18 protein-coding genes are annotated in these 16086 nt (G+C 50.9%); all 18 read right to left on the minus strand.

Annotation, left to right across the window (positions count from 1 at the left end; translation table 11 throughout):
• Positions 1–10: 10 nt before the first annotated feature.
• Positions 11–961 (minus strand): 16S rRNA (cytosine(1402)-N(4))-methyltransferase RsmH, encoded by a 951-nt coding sequence (gene rsmH, locus LBO03_06520; protein ID MDR3349240.1) that lies wholly within the window; start codon positions 959–961, stop codon positions 11–13.
• Entirely contained in the window at positions 951–1382 is a 432-nt protein-coding gene (gene mraZ / locus LBO03_06525) for a division/cell wall cluster transcriptional repressor MraZ (protein MDR3349241.1), read from the minus strand. The genes rsmH and mraZ overlap by 11 nt, the downstream gene beginning before the upstream one ends.
• A 617-nt stretch (positions 1383–1999) precedes the next feature.
• Positions 2000–2476: a YbaK/EbsC family protein gene (locus LBO03_06530; protein ID MDR3349242.1), complete on the minus strand. Its 477-nt coding sequence runs from the start codon at positions 2474–2476 to the stop codon at positions 2000–2002.
• 9 nt (positions 2477–2485) lie between these two features.
• Positions 2486–2884: a CoA-binding protein gene (locus tag LBO03_06535; protein ID MDR3349243.1), complete on the minus strand. Its 399-nt coding sequence runs from the start codon at positions 2882–2884 to the stop codon at positions 2486–2488.
• 180 nt (positions 2885–3064) lie between these two features.
• Positions 3065–3649, minus strand: a complete 585-nt coding sequence (locus LBO03_06540; protein ID MDR3349244.1) for a tyrosine-type recombinase/integrase — start codon at positions 3647–3649, stop codon at positions 3065–3067.
• A gap of 595 nt (positions 3650–4244) precedes the next feature.
• A complete protein-coding gene (efp, locus tag LBO03_06545; protein MDR3349245.1) occupies positions 4245–4802 on the minus strand; it encodes an elongation factor P in 558 nt (185 codons plus the stop codon).
• Positions 4803–4974: 172 nt separating this feature from the next.
• Positions 4975–6036 (minus strand): aminopeptidase P family protein, encoded by a 1062-nt coding sequence (locus tag LBO03_06550; GenBank protein ID MDR3349246.1) that lies wholly within the window; start codon positions 6034–6036, stop codon positions 4975–4977.
• Positions 6008–6475: a type II 3-dehydroquinate dehydratase gene (aroQ, locus tag LBO03_06555; protein MDR3349247.1), complete on the minus strand. Its 468-nt coding sequence runs from the start codon at positions 6473–6475 to the stop codon at positions 6008–6010. Before aroQ ends, LBO03_06550 begins: the two co-directional genes overlap by 29 nt.
• A 60-nt stretch (positions 6476–6535) precedes the next feature.
• Positions 6536–6751, minus strand: coding sequence for a DUF4911 domain-containing protein (locus tag LBO03_06560; protein MDR3349248.1), 216 nt, complete (start codon positions 6749–6751; stop codon positions 6536–6538).
• Positions 6741–7970, minus strand: a complete 1230-nt coding sequence (locus LBO03_06565; protein MDR3349249.1) for a U32 family peptidase — start codon at positions 7968–7970, stop codon at positions 6741–6743. Before LBO03_06565 ends, LBO03_06560 begins: the two co-directional genes overlap by 11 nt.
• Positions 7971–7978: 8 nt before the next feature.
• On the minus strand, positions 7979–8974 hold the full coding sequence (gene mltG / locus LBO03_06570) for an endolytic transglycosylase MltG (GenBank protein MDR3349250.1): 996 nt from the start codon (positions 8972–8974) through the stop codon (positions 7979–7981).
• Between the two features lie 23 nt (positions 8975–8997).
• A complete protein-coding gene (locus LBO03_06575) occupies positions 8998–9297 on the minus strand; it encodes a DUF1292 domain-containing protein (GenBank protein ID MDR3349251.1) in 300 nt (99 codons plus the stop codon).
• Positions 9298–9522: 225 nt separating this feature from the next.
• Positions 9523–11202 (minus strand): AsmA family protein, encoded by a 1680-nt coding sequence (locus LBO03_06580; protein MDR3349252.1) that lies wholly within the window; start codon positions 11200–11202, stop codon positions 9523–9525.
• Between the two features lie 36 nt (positions 11203–11238).
• Positions 11239–11685: a Holliday junction resolvase RuvX gene (gene ruvX / locus LBO03_06585; protein MDR3349253.1), complete on the minus strand. Its 447-nt coding sequence runs from the start codon at positions 11683–11685 to the stop codon at positions 11239–11241.
• Between the two features lie 60 nt (positions 11686–11745).
• Positions 11746–12006: an IreB family regulatory phosphoprotein gene (locus tag LBO03_06590; protein ID MDR3349254.1), complete on the minus strand. Its 261-nt coding sequence runs from the start codon at positions 12004–12006 to the stop codon at positions 11746–11748.
• A 162-nt stretch (positions 12007–12168) separates the two neighbouring features.
• Positions 12169–14802 carry an alanine--tRNA ligase gene (alaS, locus tag LBO03_06595; protein ID MDR3349255.1) on the minus strand — a complete coding sequence of 878 codons (2634 nt, stop codon included), beginning with the start codon at positions 14800–14802 and terminating at the stop codon, positions 12169–12171.
• A 99-nt stretch (positions 14803–14901) separates the two neighbouring features.
• Complete coding sequence (locus LBO03_06600; protein ID MDR3349256.1) at positions 14902–15363, minus strand: Rrf2 family transcriptional regulator; 462 nt, start codon at positions 15361–15363, stop codon at positions 14902–14904.
• 496 nt (positions 15364–15859) lie between these two features.
• On the minus strand, positions 15860–16086 hold a 227-nt coding region (locus LBO03_06605; protein MDR3349257.1), incomplete at its 5' end, for a 3-hydroxybutyryl-CoA dehydrogenase.

Genomic DNA, 16086 nt, shown 5'->3' on the forward strand with positions numbered 1-16086 from the left:
ATTTTCATGTTTATATTTTTGTCGCCCCGCGCAGCCGGGCGCTGCGCGCGCGCGGATTTTCGCTTGTCTCCTCCCGCCCGGGCTTAACGGATACGACGTCTTTTAATGACGCGCGGTGTCCGCACGCGCACACAGGCAACCCCGGCGGGCATACACAGTCGCGGGCAAACTGGGCAATCGTCCGTTTCGCTATACGGTCTTCAAGTGAATGGAAGGTTATAACCGCCAAGCGGCCACGTGCGTCCAATCTGTCAATCGCGGCTTCAAGCGCTGCCGCCAAAACATTCAGTTCAGCGTTGAGCGCGATGCGGATAGCCTGGAAGGTGCGTTTAGCCGGATGCGGCCCGTCCCGGCGCGCGCTTTTGGGTATTGCCCTTTTGATTGTTTCCGCCAGTTCCAAAGTAGTCGCAAATTGTTTAGCCGCGCGTTCTTTCGCGATAAATTCCGCTATGCGGGCAGCCCAGCGTTCTTCGCCATACGCTTTTATAATGTAAGACAGTTTTTGTTCCGGCCAGCAGTTGATTATTGTTTGCGCGGTCAATTCCGCGTTTTTATCCATCCTCATGTCTAACGGGCCATCGCGCATATAGGAAAATCCGCGTTCAGGATTGTCCAGCTGCCAAGATGATACTCCCAAATCAAACATGGCCCCGTTTATTTTTTTGACCGACAATTTGTCCAACACGTCAATCAAAGCGCGAAAATTTGCCTTTATTAGAACCGTCCGGCAGTTTGCGCCGGACAAGCGCCGTTTTGCCGCCGCCAAGGCGTCCTCGTCCTGATCTATGCCAATCAAAAAGGCATTTTTATTTAACTTTTCCGCCAAAGCGGCCGCATGGCCGCCGCCGCCGACCGTGCAATCAACATATACGCCGTCCGGATCGTTCAGGATCTGGCTGATTGTTTCTTTAAGCAATACGCTTTCATGAAAATAATATTTTTCCGGCACGTCATATTCCAAGGCCGGTCAGCTCTTCTTCTATGCCGTCAACGGTTTCGCGCGACTTTTCGTTGTATTCGTCCCAGCGCCCGCTGTCCCAAATCTCAACGCGCCGACCGGCGCCGATCACCGTCGCTTCTTTGCAAAGGCCCGCATGTTCGCGCAATTTAGCCGGCAAAAGCACTCTGCCTAATTTATCGCACTCCAATTCGGTCGCGCCGGAAAAGAAAAATCTGCTTACCGCGCGGGCATGCTTGCTGCTGGTCGGCAATTGTTCCAATTTCGCCTCCAGCGCCCGCCACTCGCCGGTGGAAAAGATGAACAAGCAGCCGTCTTGTCCTTTGGTCGCCACAAAAGCCTGCCCGAGTTGTTCGCGAAATTTGGCGGGAAAGCTTATACGGCCCTTAGCGTCTATGCTGTGCTGATATTCGCCCATAAACATTTTTCCCGCCTCCTTTGCGCAACATTTGCGTAAAAACGCCAAAATTTTGGAATCGGTGCTTTTGTTTGCGCTTGGCAGCGCAAGATTTTTTTCAAGCCATCCTGTTGTTGCTTTATCTTTCCACTTTATTCCACTTTATACCACTTTAATAAAAAAATCCACACAAAAATATAAATTCCTCTTTAGCAAAAAGAGGAATTTATATTGATTGTTCCCGTCCTAATATCAATTCGGCACAATATGTTGTACTGCTGAAAAAACCTGTCAGAATATATTGTATATAAAATATATATGCGAACATGTGTTCGCGCAGAAAAATGAACCTTTAGTCCTATATAGTGTCGGCAGTATATGAAAGACCATATTGCAACGCACCATATTTTAACCGCCGATTGTCCCCGCGCTGCCGCCCCAAGCGCCTTTGCGCCCGAGCAAGTTTGGCTGCCGTGCCGCTTGCGTCTTTTCCTCACGATCTTTTTTTGCTGCTCATGTATATTGCAATACCGATTAAACATTGCGCATTTTTTGCATGGTCGATCAATTGCTTCCCATAAATGCGCAATGTTTAATTGGCAAAGCAATATCATAATTATGGTGCTATTGCCGGCGCCATATAATTACCGATAAGCCGCGTCAACTGTCCCGGCGCCAGTAATATCCCGCAAGCGCCCGGGCGCTACCGGAAGGGCGGTATTAGCCGTGCCGGCGGCGGCATAGACTACGGCGTGCTGAAAAAGGCTCTCGTCAAGATAAACCGCTAACGGCGTCTTTAAGGCAAAGGGGCATACCCCGCCAGGACTAAAGCCCGTGGCGTCCGCGACCGTAAAAGCATCGGCAAATTTTACCTTTTTTTTCCCTAATTGCCGGGAAAGTTTTCGGGTATCTATCTTGCGATCCCCCGCCGCTATTACTAAAAAGGGTTCCCCGTCGCCGACAAAGCAAAGCGATTTCGCTATTTGCCCCGCCTCCACCCCCAGTGCCCGCGCGGCCAATTCCGCCGTACTGGTATCGGCGTCAAATTCGATTATTTCTAAATCGCCAAAGGCGGCGATTGCTTGCTTGACCCGCGACAACGCGCTTTCGTCGATATACATGGCAGGGCCTTAACCCCAACGCTTTTTTGCCAGTTCAGCCAGGACACAGGCATCCGCGACAACCGTCAGGCCAAGCCCTTCGCCCCGGCTGATCGCTTCCGGCGAGTTAGCGCCGGGCTGCAGCCATATATACCGCACGCCTAAACGCGCGGCTTCCTCCATGAGGCCGATCCCGATCTGCGGCCTTACAACCACGCCTATGACTTCCGGCAGTACAGGCAAGGCAGATATGGAAGGATAGCAAGGTTGGCCAAAAAACTTTTCCAGCCGTGGGTTTATTGCGTATACCGTATGGCCGGAGTCTTTTAAGGCAAAGTATATTTTGCCGGCGAAATTTTCTTTGTTTTCCGATACCCCGGCTACTGCCCAGCATTTTTTCTCCAGCAACGCGCCATAGTCTTTGTACATAAATTCACCCCTTCGCCCGTAATTCGTCAGACAACGCGACAGGCCTACCCCGCAGGCTTTCCTGCCCGTCCATAGCGGGCAGGAAGCCACAGCCGGCCGCAAACCCGCCAAAGTTTGACCATTTTATTTTATAAGCGGCTGAAATGTGCCTGCAGTCGAATTTAACCGGGCAATTTGTTTTTAGTCAAAAAAGGACATGCTTTTGTACACATCATTCCGATCGTCCTGGCAGACCCCGAGATAGCGGCGGGTAACCGACAGGGAGGTATGATTGTAAATGTCCATGATTACGGCTACCGGCACATGCTTTTTCCAAGCGTGGTAGCCGAAGGTCTTGCGCAGGGAGTGGCAGGATATATTGTTTGGTAGCCCGATCGCCGCGGCGGCCTTTTTTACGATCCGGTATGCTTGGATACGGCTGATAGCCCGCCCGTCGGTTTTGCTGACAAATAAAAACCCTTCCTTGTCCCAACTGTTGTTCGCCTTTTTTTGGTAGTATTTCAACACTTGCAAAGCATCGGAATTAAGCGCCAGGCATTTGTCCTTTCCGGTCTTTTTTTCCACCAGGGTGATACATTCGTAGAACTTTTCCGTGTTGAAATCGTACACGTCCCGCCAACGCAGATTCAATATGTCGCTTATTCTGAGGGCGGTGTATATGCCCAAGACAATCAGGGCGTAATTTCTCGGTTCTTCTTTTTCCAAATAGTAGCCGACAAGCTTTTTTACATCATTGCTGTTGCGAATGGGTTCCGTAAGCGCCATAATACACCTTCTTTCTGCTTTCATAAACATGATTAAATTTGAAAGACACACAGACGCTGGTATACTCTGGCGTTATTGCTCCGGCAGCTAAACATTGCGCATCTGGCAGCTATTTTCGCCTCTCGCTTTGCCGTAGGCCCTGCCGGGTCCGCGCCCCCACGCTTTGCGGCAAACAGGCTGAAAAAGCTATCTCCTCGCTCTGCCGCAACACTTAATTATCGGAGCAATAAGATGCTGCGAACAAACTTTGTTTTCACTCAAAGCAACCAAGTTGGCAATTATCCGCAGAAAATTATGGATATTTGAGTTGCGGGAAAAATTAATTTTGCGGCGAAAAAACAAAATCCGACACCCTTCGCCGGATTATTGTGCTTAAACAACGGTATCTTTATTTCGACGCCCTGTAGTTCGTAAAAATCATCCGGCAAAAACCGCCTTCCGATCGGCAATAATGCAGCGCGCCGCACAAAAGGCGCCGGGGTTTAATAATAAAACCAGCTTGTTCCCGCCGCCAAGAGGACGGCAATATGGCTAAAATGCATCGCTCACTACGGCCTTGCGGCCTGTTTCCAGCATCAGGAACGCAGCGCGCCGTTCACGCCCGTTCCACATATTCGCCCGTACGCGTGTCTATGCGCAAAACATCGCCCGCTTCAATGAAAAGCGGCACCTTTACCACATAGCCGGTATCCAGCGTAGCGGGCTTGACGCCGCCGGTAGCGGTGTCGCCGCGTATGCCGGGATCCGTTTCCGCAACGGTCAGTTCCACTACATTTGGCAGATCAACGCCCAAAACTTTGCCTTGATAAAACATTACATTTACTTTCATGTTTTCTTTAAGAAAATTAGTCGCGTTCCCCAATGCGCCTTTGCCCAATTCGCTTTGTTCAAAATTCTCCGTATCCATAAACACAAAATTGCCGTCATTCGCGTACAGGTATTCCATCTCGCGGCGATCGATATGCGCTTTGGGAAATTTTTCCCCGGCGTTAAATGTTTTTTCCACAACCGCCCCCGTACACAGGTTGCGCAGCTTGGCCCGCACAAAGGCCGCGCCCTTGCCCGGCTTGACATGCTGAAACTCCACAACCTGCCAGGCATCGCCATCAATCGTAACCGTCGAGCCCGTTCTGAATTCGTTAGTCGAAAGCATTAAAAAACCCCTTTCACTTATTTTTACGCACAATCAACGACTAATGCCCCCAATTGCCCTTCACCTTTGGCCGGTGCTTCTTTCGGCCCAACAAAGGCAAAACCGCATCCAGAAACATCAAAAGCGCCCAGGTACTTAAAACGCGGCAAAAGCCAGAGGCATCCCATACTTTTCACGCTTCAAGTTCCAGCAGTTCTTTCCCCGTAGCGGTCAAGACGCGCGCGCCGCTGTCGGTTATGACGGCAATGTCTTCGATCCGTACGCCGCCCCAAGATGGTATGTATATGCCCGGCTCTACCGTGACCACCATGCCGGCGCGCAATATGGCATGGCAAACCTTAGAAAGGCGCGGGTCTTCATGTATGGCAAGCCCTATGCTGTGCCCGGTGCTGTGCCCGAAATATTCCCCGTAGCCGGCTTCTTTTATTGCAGTTCTCGCCTCACCGTCTACCGCGCTGCAGGCGATGCCGGGCTTTAAAGCGGAAAGAGCCGCCAATTGGGCAGAAAGGACTATATTGTATATCAGGCGTTGCCGATTGTCCGCTTTGCCCAAAATAACTGTCCTGGTAATGTCGGAACAATAGCCTTTGTATATTGCGCCGAAATCAAAAGTTATAAAATCGCCTGCCGCCAGTCTTTTTTCCGTAGGCTGCCCGTGCGGCAAAGACGATCGCGCGCCGGAAGCGACGATCGTGCTGAAAGAAGTCCCGTCCGCGCCCAATTGCCGCATGTAAAATTCCAAACGGGCCGCCGCCTCAATTTCCGCCATGCCGACGCATAGCTGCGGCAGCAGCTGGGCAAAAGCCTTGTCGGCAATATTTGCGGCCGTTTCAATCATGCCGATCTCGTCGCTGTCTTTGATCATCCTCAAATCATCAAGATTGAGCGCAAACCAACTTTTGCCGGCGACACTTTTTTTCATGCGTTCAAAGTTTTCTACTGTTATATGTTTCTCTTCAAAACCTACCGTCCGGTATTCGGACATTTCCACGCCGAGAGCCTCAAAGATATCGCCGTCATAAAGCTTCACCGCGAACCCTTCCGTTTGGTGCCCGGCCTGTTCCTTATAGCGAAAATCAGTATAAAGCAGATTTTTGCCGCGAGAGATCAAAAGGATTCCGGCTGAACCGGAAAAGCCGCTTAAATAGCGCACATTGCGCAAATTAGTTACAACAAGGCAATCAAGCTGCCTTTCGTCAAGCAAATTAACCGCTTTTGCCAAATGTTTGTTCATTGTTCCCCATCATCTCTTTTGCGGCTGCCAAGGCCAGCAAATAACTATTTTTGCCAAAGCCCGTTATCCGACCCGCGACTATGTCGGCAATGACCGAATGGCGCCGGAATTCTTCCCTGGCATCGATATTGGACAAATGCACTTCAATCGCCGGTACGTTTACCGCCTTCAACGCGTCCCTTATCGCTACGCTATAGTGGGTGAAAGCGGCCGCGTTTATGATTATGCAGTCAACTGTTTTATAGGCGGATTGGATTTTTTCTACAAGCGCACATTCGCCGTTGGATTGGAAACATTCTATTTCCAGCCCGTATTCTGCGGCTTTTTCGCGCAAAAGCCGGTTTATTTCATGCAAGGAAACACTGCCGTAATATTCCGGTTCCCTGATGCCCAGCAGGTTGAGATTTGGCCCGTGTAAAACCAATACCTTTTTGTTCATTATTATTCCTCACGTAAAAACGGCTCGTTTGTTAATATTATCACATTTATCGCCACATTGCTACTGTCGATCAAGGAAAATGAGCGGAAAATCCAGATTTTTCAGTATAAGGCACAACTGGGGCAACATATCCGGCGTGCTGCGGATGATTACGATCCCGCGCCCTTTGTCGAGGGTACTGACAACGCCGATATGCCCGCAGGCTTCAATTACGCGGTTAAGCCAGGTTATGTCGCGCGGGGCGGCGGCGCAGATTACGCAACTTTCACCTGTCATGTATTTCACGCCTGAGCAGGGAATTTACGGGGAACGGCAAAGCGCAGGGAACGCGAAAAAGTTGGCCGGGATGCGCCGCAGCGTCAATAGCCGCCCCTGTTTGGTCAAACATTTCCGATATTTCCATCGCGGCCAGCCTGCCGTCAGGCCGCAATAATTCCACGCGTTCGCCGCGCCGCAGATTATTTCTTTGCTCAATCAATAAAAACCCGTCAGAAAACCCGCGCACAAGCCCTACAAAATCATGCGATTTGCGGCAGGACGATGTTTCGTACTTTTGAGCGCGCTCATAAGGATTGCCCGCGATAAAACCCTCGGTATAGGGGCGATGGGATATTTTTGCCAACTCCGCCCGCCAACTTTCTTTTATTTTGAAGCTGCCCGGCGCTTCAAAATAACAATCGATCGCCTGCCGGTAAACGCTGACTGCCGTTGCCACATAGTGTATGCTTTTCATGCGGCCTTCAATTTTGAAGCTGTCGACCCCGGCTTCGATCAACTGCGGCAGAAAAGCAAGCAGGCAAAGGTCGCGGGAATTAAATACATAGGTTCCGCTTTGATCCTCAAAAAGCGGAAAGAACTCGCCCGGGCGCTTTTCCTCGCACACGCCGTAACGCCAGCGGCAAGCCTGCGCGCACAAGCCGCGGTTGGCGTCCCGCCCGGTTAGGTAACTGCTTAAAAGGCACCGCCCTGAATAAGCTATGCACATAGCGCCGTGAACAAATATCTCTATTTCCACGGCGGCTTTGCGGCGGATTTGCGTTATTTCCGCCAAAGACAGCTCGCGCGCCAGCACTACCCTGGCCGCCCCCCTGTCCCCCCATTCCTGCGCGCAGGCCCAGTTGACGGCGCTGGCCTGCGTGCTGACATGCAAAGGTATATCCGGCGCGTGTTCACGGGCAAGCCTCCATACGCCCAAGTCAGACACAATCAGAGCGTCGGGTTTTACGGTGCGCAAGAAAACGAGATATTCCGTCAAATATTCAAGTTCCGCGTTGCGCGGCATGGTATTTACCGTTATATATATTTTGCGTTTCAAAACGTGGGCAAGCTCGACTGCCCGCGCCAATTCCTCTTCGTTGAAATTGACGCCCCGCGCGCGCATGCCGAATTTTTCGCCGGCGAGATATACGGCGTCCGCGCCGTATAAAAAGGCTATTTCCAATTTCTCCATGTTTCCGGCCGGCGCCAATAGTTCCGGTTTTTTCAAATCATTCACCTTTCAATCTATTGGCTTGCTTTTTCAATCGCCCGCAAATGTTCATCATAAGTGTAACTGAAAATATGTTTGCCGTCTTTCTGCGCCACAAAGTATAGATAGTCCTCTTGAGCGGGATTTAGAACCGACTGCATGGACAAAAGACCGGGATTGGCAATAGGGCCGGGCGGAAGTCCGTAATGCAGGTAAGTGTTGTATTCTGACGGCAGTTTGGTGTCGGCAATGGACAGTTCAGGCTTGGGATAGCCCAGAATGTATTGTATGGTAGCGCACGATTGCAGAGGCATGTCAATGTCAAGCCTTTTAAGAAAAGCTTTGGCGATGAATTTGCGGTCTTCGGCGACTGCCGCCTCCTTTTCCACAAGCGAAGCAAGCGTAACGAAATCGCGTACGCTCATATCTTTTTCCCGCAATTTTTCCCGCATGCCATCGGTCAGCTGTTGGTCGAACTCCCTGACCAGCATGTCAAGTATGGCCTTTCCGCCGACGTTCGCGGCAACGCGGTATGTGGAAGGGAACAAAAATCCTTCGCTTTTGTATTCAATCAACCGGTTGCCGGTTTTCATATATTCATAAGGGGCATAATCTTTGGCTGCCGCCAAAAATTCATCGGCGCCGGCAAGCCCGTTTTTCGCCAACAAGTCGGCGATTTCTTTGACGTTGAATCCTTCCGGTATCGTGAATTTCACAGTCCGGACGTCGCCTGACGCTATTTTTTCCAAGATGTCCCGCTCCGCCATTCCTGCGACCAATTCATATTCTCCGGCCTGCAGTGCGTTCTCCATGCCGCGCGACTTCGTCTGCGCCAGAAAAACACGGGCGCTCCTAATGATTCCTTTCTCTTCCAGCAATTGCGCTATTTGCGAAGCCGACATGCCGCCTTCCACTTTCAGCACGACAATCCGCCCCTCATTAATGGGTTTTTGCCTGCCAAGAAAAAAATACAGACCGCCACCCGCCACAATAACGGCAAACGCTATTAAAAAAACTGTCCTTTTCAGCATGCTACGTCTCTTTCAATACTCTATCAGTCGCTTTCTTCTTCTTTTTCGCGTTCTTGATAGATCGCCAGCACTTCGGCAAATTCTTCATCGGTGGGATCGCAATAATTGTCCTCGCCGCCTTCGCCGGCAATTATTTTGGCGATAACCGCGTCTTCGCCGAATTCGCCGCTATATTCCTCGTCGGCATCCACCGGTATCAATACCGCGAACCTTTTGCCGCCAATGTCTATAATCTCTTCCTCTATGTAATATTCTTCGTTGCCATTTTCATCGACCATGACAATGACCGCATCTTCTATCAACTCTTCGCCCGAATCCTTCATCAGTACCTCTCCCCCATCATCTTGATATTCCCGAACCAGCGCCTGCGCAACCGCTCAGGGACAAATAGGCCCATACCGGCCTTTGGCGAAAGGCATGGCATCTTTGCGTCTTTTGCCGCGGCGCTTTGTCGCAAATAATCGCCCTCTCTTATGCCAACCTACGGTTTGCGCCGCGCAGGGCGGCAATTGGCTTGCGAATCTTATCCTTTTTCAACCGATAAAGTATCAAAAGATTTTCTTTATCGCATCAGCTATTTTATCTGTCTTACTTTTTATTTTTTCTTGCAAAGTTTGTTTTTGGAACATGCTGATGTCGATGTTGTCAAATTTTATTTTTCCGCTTGTGCTGACCGAAGCTTTTGTATGCGCTACGCCTGCCGGCGTGCTAATCGTTATATTGCTGAAAGTCATATCGTTGCCTTTTTTATTGAAGTCGCCCGTGAGCGAATTAAAAGGTATGCCCGCAAAGTCGCCTTTGCCAATGGCGAAAGAGCCAACGGACAAAGCGGCGGCCGGCTCGCCCACGCCTGTCGCGCGGACGTTGAAAGAAAGCGGCCCATGAATATTCGTTTCCGCCATCGCCGCGCTGTTTAAGCCATAGCCCCTCAAATTGAAAAGAAAACTCTTTTCGTCAAGTTTCACCGCTCCGTCCGCGCTTACTGTGCCGCCGTAAGCGCCGGCGCTCGCGTCGGAAATATTTATCACGCCCTTATTATAACGAAAATCTCCCCGTCCGTTGACAAGTTCCAATTGTTCGGTTTTAAGGGACGCGATGGAGAAACTGCCTTTGGCCCGCAAGTCGTCAAGGGTGCCGGTTATATCGGCGTTGAACGCCAAAGGCGCGCTTATTCCCATGCCGGGGCTGAGGGCGTCTATTTTGAAGGCCTCCGATGCTATTTTTACGTCAAGTCTGTAAGGTTCGGATTTAACAGCGACCTTGCCGTTTATGCCAATAGGCTGTCCGTTAAGCCGGCCGTTTACGTCAGTAAAAAAAACCTCTTCCTGATTGCCGCTGAAAACGCCTTTAAAAGAATCCAGCGCGATTGAGGCCGCCTCGCCCCTGACGTTGGAAAAATCGCCCTGCACCTGCATCTTAAGCGGTTTTTCGCCTTGCGCCGTTATCATCGCCCGCAATGTGTCTATGTTGCCTTCCAGGATTTTAAAATTGCTTTTGACCGAAATCATATCAAAAAAATCACGCAGCGCCAGCGAGCGCCCTTCTATTTGCAAATCGATCTTGTTCCCGGCCGGATAGTGGTCTATCTCAAACTTGCCGGCCAAATCCGCTTTGTTTTGTTTGGCCTGCATAACGCCGGTCGCTTTGGGAAAAGATGCGTAGGAAAGTTTGCTTTCAAGATTTTCGTAACGCAGCCGGCTGTCGCCGGAAACTATTTCCAAAAGTCCGCTGGCTATCTCCACCGTACCGCGAAAGCCGGCGCCTTCGCCTGCCTTTTCGGCTGACTGCCCGGCGGCGCCGCTTTTGTCCCCGTTTTCTTTTATTTTTATCAGATAGAGAACATTGAGCCCGCTTTGGGGATCATAGGACAGGTGCAATTCCGGGCGCTCCAAAATTATTGCTTGGATGGAACCCACGCCGAAACTCGTGCGCAATACATCCCGAAGGCGCACCGAAATATTAAGGCGCGGTATCCTGGCCACCAAATTACCGCTCGGATCTTTCCAAACAACGTCGCTCAGCCAGACATCGCCGCTGAACGCCGCTCCCACATCGCCGATACTGACCGTCCCTTCCAGAAAATCCTGTTCAGCGGCCTGTTCTTTAATAAACGCCGCCGCCCTGCCGCCGGCCCAGCGGACGAAGCCAAACAAAAGCAAAAACGCTACAGCCACCGCGACACTGATCAGTTTACGCTTGCTGCGGAAATTGAAATTCCCTAAAGGCACAAAACCACCTCTGTTTTCCCAGCCTCAACCGATTGTTCAGCGGCTATCGGTAAAATATCCGCTGTTTTTTATGCCGCAGTTATCCAAATAACCCTGCAAAATTAAGGCCGCGGCTAATTTATCGACAAGGGTTTTACGTTTTTTGCGCCTTACGTCCGCTTCTATCAGCACCTTTTGCGCCGCCACCGTAGTCAGGCGCTCGTCCCAAAGGACTACTTCTTTGCCGGCAAAATGCTCTTTCAAAATCGCGGCGAATTGTTCCGATAAAAGCGCCCGTTCACCGATTGTTCCGTTCATGTTTTTGGGGTAGCCCACGACAAAACCGTCTGCCGCATACTCTTTCACATACCCGGACAGTTTTTCCAAGTCATATTCCAGCCCGGCGCGTTTGATAACGCCAACGCCCTGCGCGGTAATGCCCAATGGATCGCTTACCGCCACGCCGATAAGCTTGTCCCCTAAATCAATCCCTAAAAATCGCATGGCGCGCATCGATCCCCGCGCGTTATTTCGGGCAGCGTGGGCGTTTTTTTATAAATTGCGTCAAACATTTTTTTTATTCAAATAACTTTCCATTAATTCCTCCAGCAGTTCATACCGTTCAAAAGCCCTGACGCGCGCACGCGCGTCTTTATGGCTGGTTATATATGTCGGGTCTCCGGACAAAAGGTAGCCCACAAGCTGATCGATTGGATTATAGCCTTTCTCCGCCAACGCCATGCAAACATAAGCTATTTCATCCGCCACTACTTTTTTCGCCGTATCGCTCCTGTATAATACTGTATCTTTTGATACATCGGCCATAGCAAACCCTCCCGCCAAGAAAATGGAAAATCAAGCCCACTTGTCGCCGCCGCCGGCGATTGCTGTCGCGCCCGGGCAATCACCAGCATTAATTCAACAATATATATTTTACCATACAATCGCGGATCGGTATCAAAAAAGCCGCTCAACTTTCAGTTTTTATTATTGCAATTGCGCCTTTATCGCGTCCCAGGCTTTGACCATAGCTTCCGGAACAAGCTCCGCCCGTTTGCCGCCGGCTTGCGCCATATCAGGCCGCCCGCCGCCGCCGCCGCCCACCGCCGCCGCCAATTCCTTCACCAATTTGCCGGCGTGCACCCCTCTTTCCACCGCCTGTTTGCCGGCTATGGCCAACAAATCCACTTTGCCGCCGCCGCGCTTGCTGAAAAGCACCGCGACCCCGGACGCGCCGAGTTTGTCGCGCATCTTGTCGCCAAACCCGCGCAAAACGTCCATATCGGCCGTATCTATTTCCAGCACCGCCGCTTTTATTCCGTTGATATCCTTGACGGCGCTTCCTATGTCGTCCGATTTGAGTTTCGCCAGAATTTCGCCTTGTTTGCTCACTTGCTGTTGCGCGGCTTTAAGCTCCGCCTGTATATTTTCAATCCTGCCCCCTATGTCGCCCGGGCGGCATTTGAGCGCGGCCGCCGCGCCTGACAGCAGCGCGTCCATGTTTTGCACAAAAGCGACCGCTTCTTGCCCGGTAACAGCTTCAATCCGCCGTATGCCGGCGCCTACGGCGCTTTCGCCGACAATTTTGAAAAAGCCTATGTCCGCCGTATTAGCCACATGCGTACCGCCGCATAACTCCACGCTGAAACCGGGCACGGACACCACCCGGACGACTTCGCCGTATTTTTCGCCAAAAAGCGCAACCGCGTCCATTGCGCGCGCTTCTTGCCGGCTGACTTCACAAATTTCCAGTTTTTTGCCTTGCAGTATTTCATTGTTAACCAACAGTTCCACCTGCGCCAATTCCTGTGCGCCTACAGGCGAAAAATGGGAAAAATCAAAACGCAGCCGATCGGGCCCCACATAACTGCCGGCCTGGTTGACGTGAGATCCCAGCGTTTCTTTTAAAGCGGCGTGTAAAAGATGGGTGCCCGTATGGTTGCGCGCCGTGGCCTTTTTACGCGCATGGTCGGAGACAGCCGTTACCTTGTCGCCCACCGCCAACCTGCCGTCGGTAATTTGAGCGTATTGCACCGTCGTGCCGTCAGCAAGCTTGCGGACGGCGTGAACTGCGGCGGCGCCGTTTTCCCCGGTTACGCTCCCGGCATCGCCGACCTGCCCCCCGCCTTCGGCGTGAAAAGGAGAAACAGACAATACTATTATGACTTCCTGCCCGGCAGTTCCCGCTTCTATTCGCGCGCCTGCTCCGGTTTCAAACATTAATGCTACCACGCTGTCTTTGGCAGTTTCGTCCACTTTAAATAAAGACGCGTCGCAGCCGGAAAAATCAAGCGGAAAACTCAACGTCCTCTCTTTATCGCCTCTGGACGACCTGCCCAACTCGCGCTGTTTGTTCATGGCTTCTTCAAAGGCTTCCCGGTCAATGGAAAACCCTTCTTCCGCAAGTATTTCCTCCGTTAGTTCCAATGGAAACCCGAAAGTGTCATAAAGTTTAAACACTGTCTCGCCGCTTAGCACTTTGCCCGCGCCTTCCCGCATGTTTGCCAGTTCGGAAATCAAAAGTTCGGTTCCCTGCTCAAGCGTCAAATTAAAGCGTTCTTCTTCCAGTTGTATCACTTTTTTGATATAATCCTTTTTTTCGGCAATATTTCCGTAATGTTCGCCGAATAATTCCGCCACTACGTCAACTGCCCCCGCCAAAAACAGCCGGTCAATCCCGAGCAGCCTGCCGTGGCGCGCGGCGCGGCGCAGCACGCGGCGCAACACGTATCCGCGCCCTTCGTTGGACGGCAATATTCCATCGCCGATCATAAAACTGACGCCCCGGGCGTGATCGGCTATAACTTTCAGCGAAATGTCGGTCTTTTCCGAGCTTCCATATTTAACGCCGGAACACTCCTGGGCGTATTGAATGATCGGGAAAATAAGGTCTGTTTCAAAATTTGACTTTTTATTTTGCAATACGGAAGCTATGCGTTCCAATCCCGCGCCGGTATCAATATTTTTTTTCGCCAGCGGCGAATAGGAACCGTCCAATTCTTTGTTGAACTGGGTGAAAACATGGTTCCATATTTCAAGGTAACGATCGCAGTCGCAGCCCACCCGGCAATCCGGTTTGCCGCAGCCTCGTTCTTCCCCCAAATCAACGTAAATTTCCGAGCAGGGGCCGCAAGGGCCGGGGCCGATCTCCCAGAAATTATCCTTCATCCTGCTAATCCGCTCCGCCGGCACTCCTATATCGTTCCGCCAGATGGCAAATGCCTCGTCGTCTTCCGTATAGATAGTGATCCACAGTTTGTCCGCCGGTATTTTCAGGATTTCGGTTATATATTCCCAACCCCAACTTATGGACTCTTTCTTGAAATAGTCGCCAAAAGAAAAATTGCCCAGCATTTCAAAAAAGGTATGATGCCGCGCCGTGCGGCCGACATTTTCTATATCGCCGGTGCGTATGCATTTCTGGCAGGTAACCACGCGCACGTCGGGCGGCTTGAGTTTGCCCGTAAAAAAAGGCTTAAAAGGCGCCATGCCGGCGCCGATCAACAAAAGCGTAGGGTCATTTTCGGGAATAAGCGAGGCGCTTGGCAGAATAAGATGCCTTTTGCCTTCAAAAAACCTTAAAAAACTTTCCCGCAGTTCTTTGCCTGTAAGATTAACCATTGGTGATTTCTCCTCGCCCTGCTAAATATCCGCATGTATCAGAGAAATTATACAAAATCCCTTCCTATATGTCAACAAAGGGTCATCGGCTATGCGGCGCTATACGTTCGCCTTGGTCAAATACGGCTTGGTTTCAGGCGAGATTTTTTCTTCGCAAAGATCGGCCAAGGTAATCGAATCCAGCACTCGAGCGATGCTTTCGCCCACTTTTTGCCAAATGCCGCGCGTAACGCAACTTTTTGTCCTCTGACAATAGCCGCCTGAAGAAGGATCGTCGGTTAACAGGCAGTCCACCGGCGCAATCGGCCCTTCCATCACTCTTACTATATCACCGATCGTTATCTCGGAAGGATGTTTTACCAAAAGATACCCACCCTGAGCGCCCCGGGCACTCTTCACCAGGCCGGCCCGGCGCAGTTGCCCCATAAGCTGTTCAAGGTAATGTTCGGAAATATTCTGCCGGGCGGCGACGCTTTTCAAAGATATGGGGCTGTTTCCGGAATTGGCCGCCAAATCGTACATCGCCACGACGCCATACCTGCCCTTGGTTGAAAGTTTCATATTAAATCCTCCAAATCCCGAGTTGTTGGATAAGAATTCTTGTATTACAATAACAGTTTGGCGCGCAAAAGTCAATTGGCCGCCAAAACCGGCAATGCCGCTTTGTTTTTTACATCTGCCAATTAAATTATTCGTTATTTTTAATCCAATTTTTTTAATTATCAATAAATTAATTAAAAATTCAGCCAATAACTACATATTGTTTTATTACGTATCTGCATCTCCTTCTGTTTTACTTTCATTATATATATAACAACGATTGTCTTTATTGCAAGACATGCGCGTTAATTTTCCCGAATTTTGCGCCCCTCTTTCCTTGGCCTGCGGCGGAAGTTTCTTGGAACCGAAACCTTCCCGCAATACGCTTGTCAAAATATTGCGCGGCGGCAACGCTTAAATGTGCAGTGGGTGCTTATCGGCAGTTTGCGGATAAGCACCCACTAATTATAAAAATACCAAACTCATTATTGGCTGCGGCCAATAACGCATGGCCAAATCATTTTTTCTTTCCGTCCCCGTCGTAGTCATAGACGCCCCTGCCAACCTTGCGGCCCAAGCGCCCGGCCTTGACGTACTGCACGTGCAGCGGGCAGGGGCGGTACTTCTCGCCCAGCATCTTGTTGAGGTATTCCAGGCTTTTCAGCCTGGTGTCAAGCCCCACCAGGTCAACCATCTCAAACGGCCCCATCGGGTGGTTCAGCCCCAGCTTCACCGCCTTGTCGA

Source organism: Acidaminococcales bacterium, from assembly GCA_031290885.1.
Classification (GTDB): Bacteria; Bacillota; Negativicutes; order Acidaminococcales; family JAISLQ01; genus JAISLQ01.

Excerpts from the sequence above, each read along its gene's own strand:
- aroQ (MDR3349247.1), bottom strand. The coding sequence starts at position 6,475 with ATGAACAAAAAGGTATTGGTTTTACACGGGCCAAATCTCAACCTGCTG.
- LBO03_06560 (MDR3349248.1), bottom strand. The coding sequence starts at position 6,751 with ATGACAGGTGAAAGTTGCGTAATCTGCGCCGCCGCCCCGCGCGACATA.
- LBO03_06530 (MDR3349242.1), bottom strand. The coding sequence starts at position 2,476 with ATGTATATCGACGAAAGCGCGTTGTCGCGGGTCAAGCAAGCAATCGCC.
- LBO03_06600 (MDR3349256.1), bottom strand. The coding sequence starts at position 15,363 with ATGAAACTTTCAACCAAGGGCAGGTATGGCGTCGTGGCGATGTACGAT.
- LBO03_06590 (MDR3349254.1), bottom strand. The coding sequence starts at position 12,006 with ATGGCCGATGTATCAAAAGATACAGTATTATACAGGAGCGATACGGCG.
- LBO03_06550 (MDR3349246.1), bottom strand. The coding sequence starts at position 6,036 with ATGAACAAACATTTGGCAAAAGCGGTTAATTTGCTTGACGAAAGGCAG.
- LBO03_06575 (MDR3349251.1), bottom strand. The coding sequence starts at position 9,297 with ATGAAGGATTCGGGCGAAGAGTTGATAGAAGATGCGGTCATTGTCATG.
- LBO03_06540 (MDR3349244.1), bottom strand. The coding sequence starts at position 3,649 with ATGGCGCTTACGGAACCCATTCGCAACAGCAATGATGTAAAAAAGCTT.
- mltG (MDR3349250.1), bottom strand. The coding sequence starts at position 8,974 with ATGCTGAAAAGGACAGTTTTTTTAATAGCGTTTGCCGTTATTGTGGCG.
- mraZ (MDR3349241.1), bottom strand. The coding sequence starts at position 1,382 with ATGTTTATGGGCGAATATCAGCACAGCATAGACGCTAAGGGCCGTATA.
- alaS (MDR3349255.1), bottom strand. The coding sequence starts at position 14,802 with ATGGTTAATCTTACAGGCAAAGAACTGCGGGAAAGTTTTTTAAGGTTT.
- LBO03_06535 (MDR3349243.1), bottom strand. The coding sequence starts at position 2,884 with ATGTACAAAGACTATGGCGCGTTGCTGGAGAAAAAATGCTGGGCAGTA.
- ruvX (MDR3349253.1), bottom strand. The coding sequence starts at position 11,685 with ATGCGATTTTTAGGGATTGATTTAGGGGACAAGCTTATCGGCGTGGCG.
- efp (MDR3349245.1), bottom strand. The coding sequence starts at position 4,802 with ATGCTTTCGACTAACGAATTCAGAACGGGCTCGACGGTTACGATTGAT.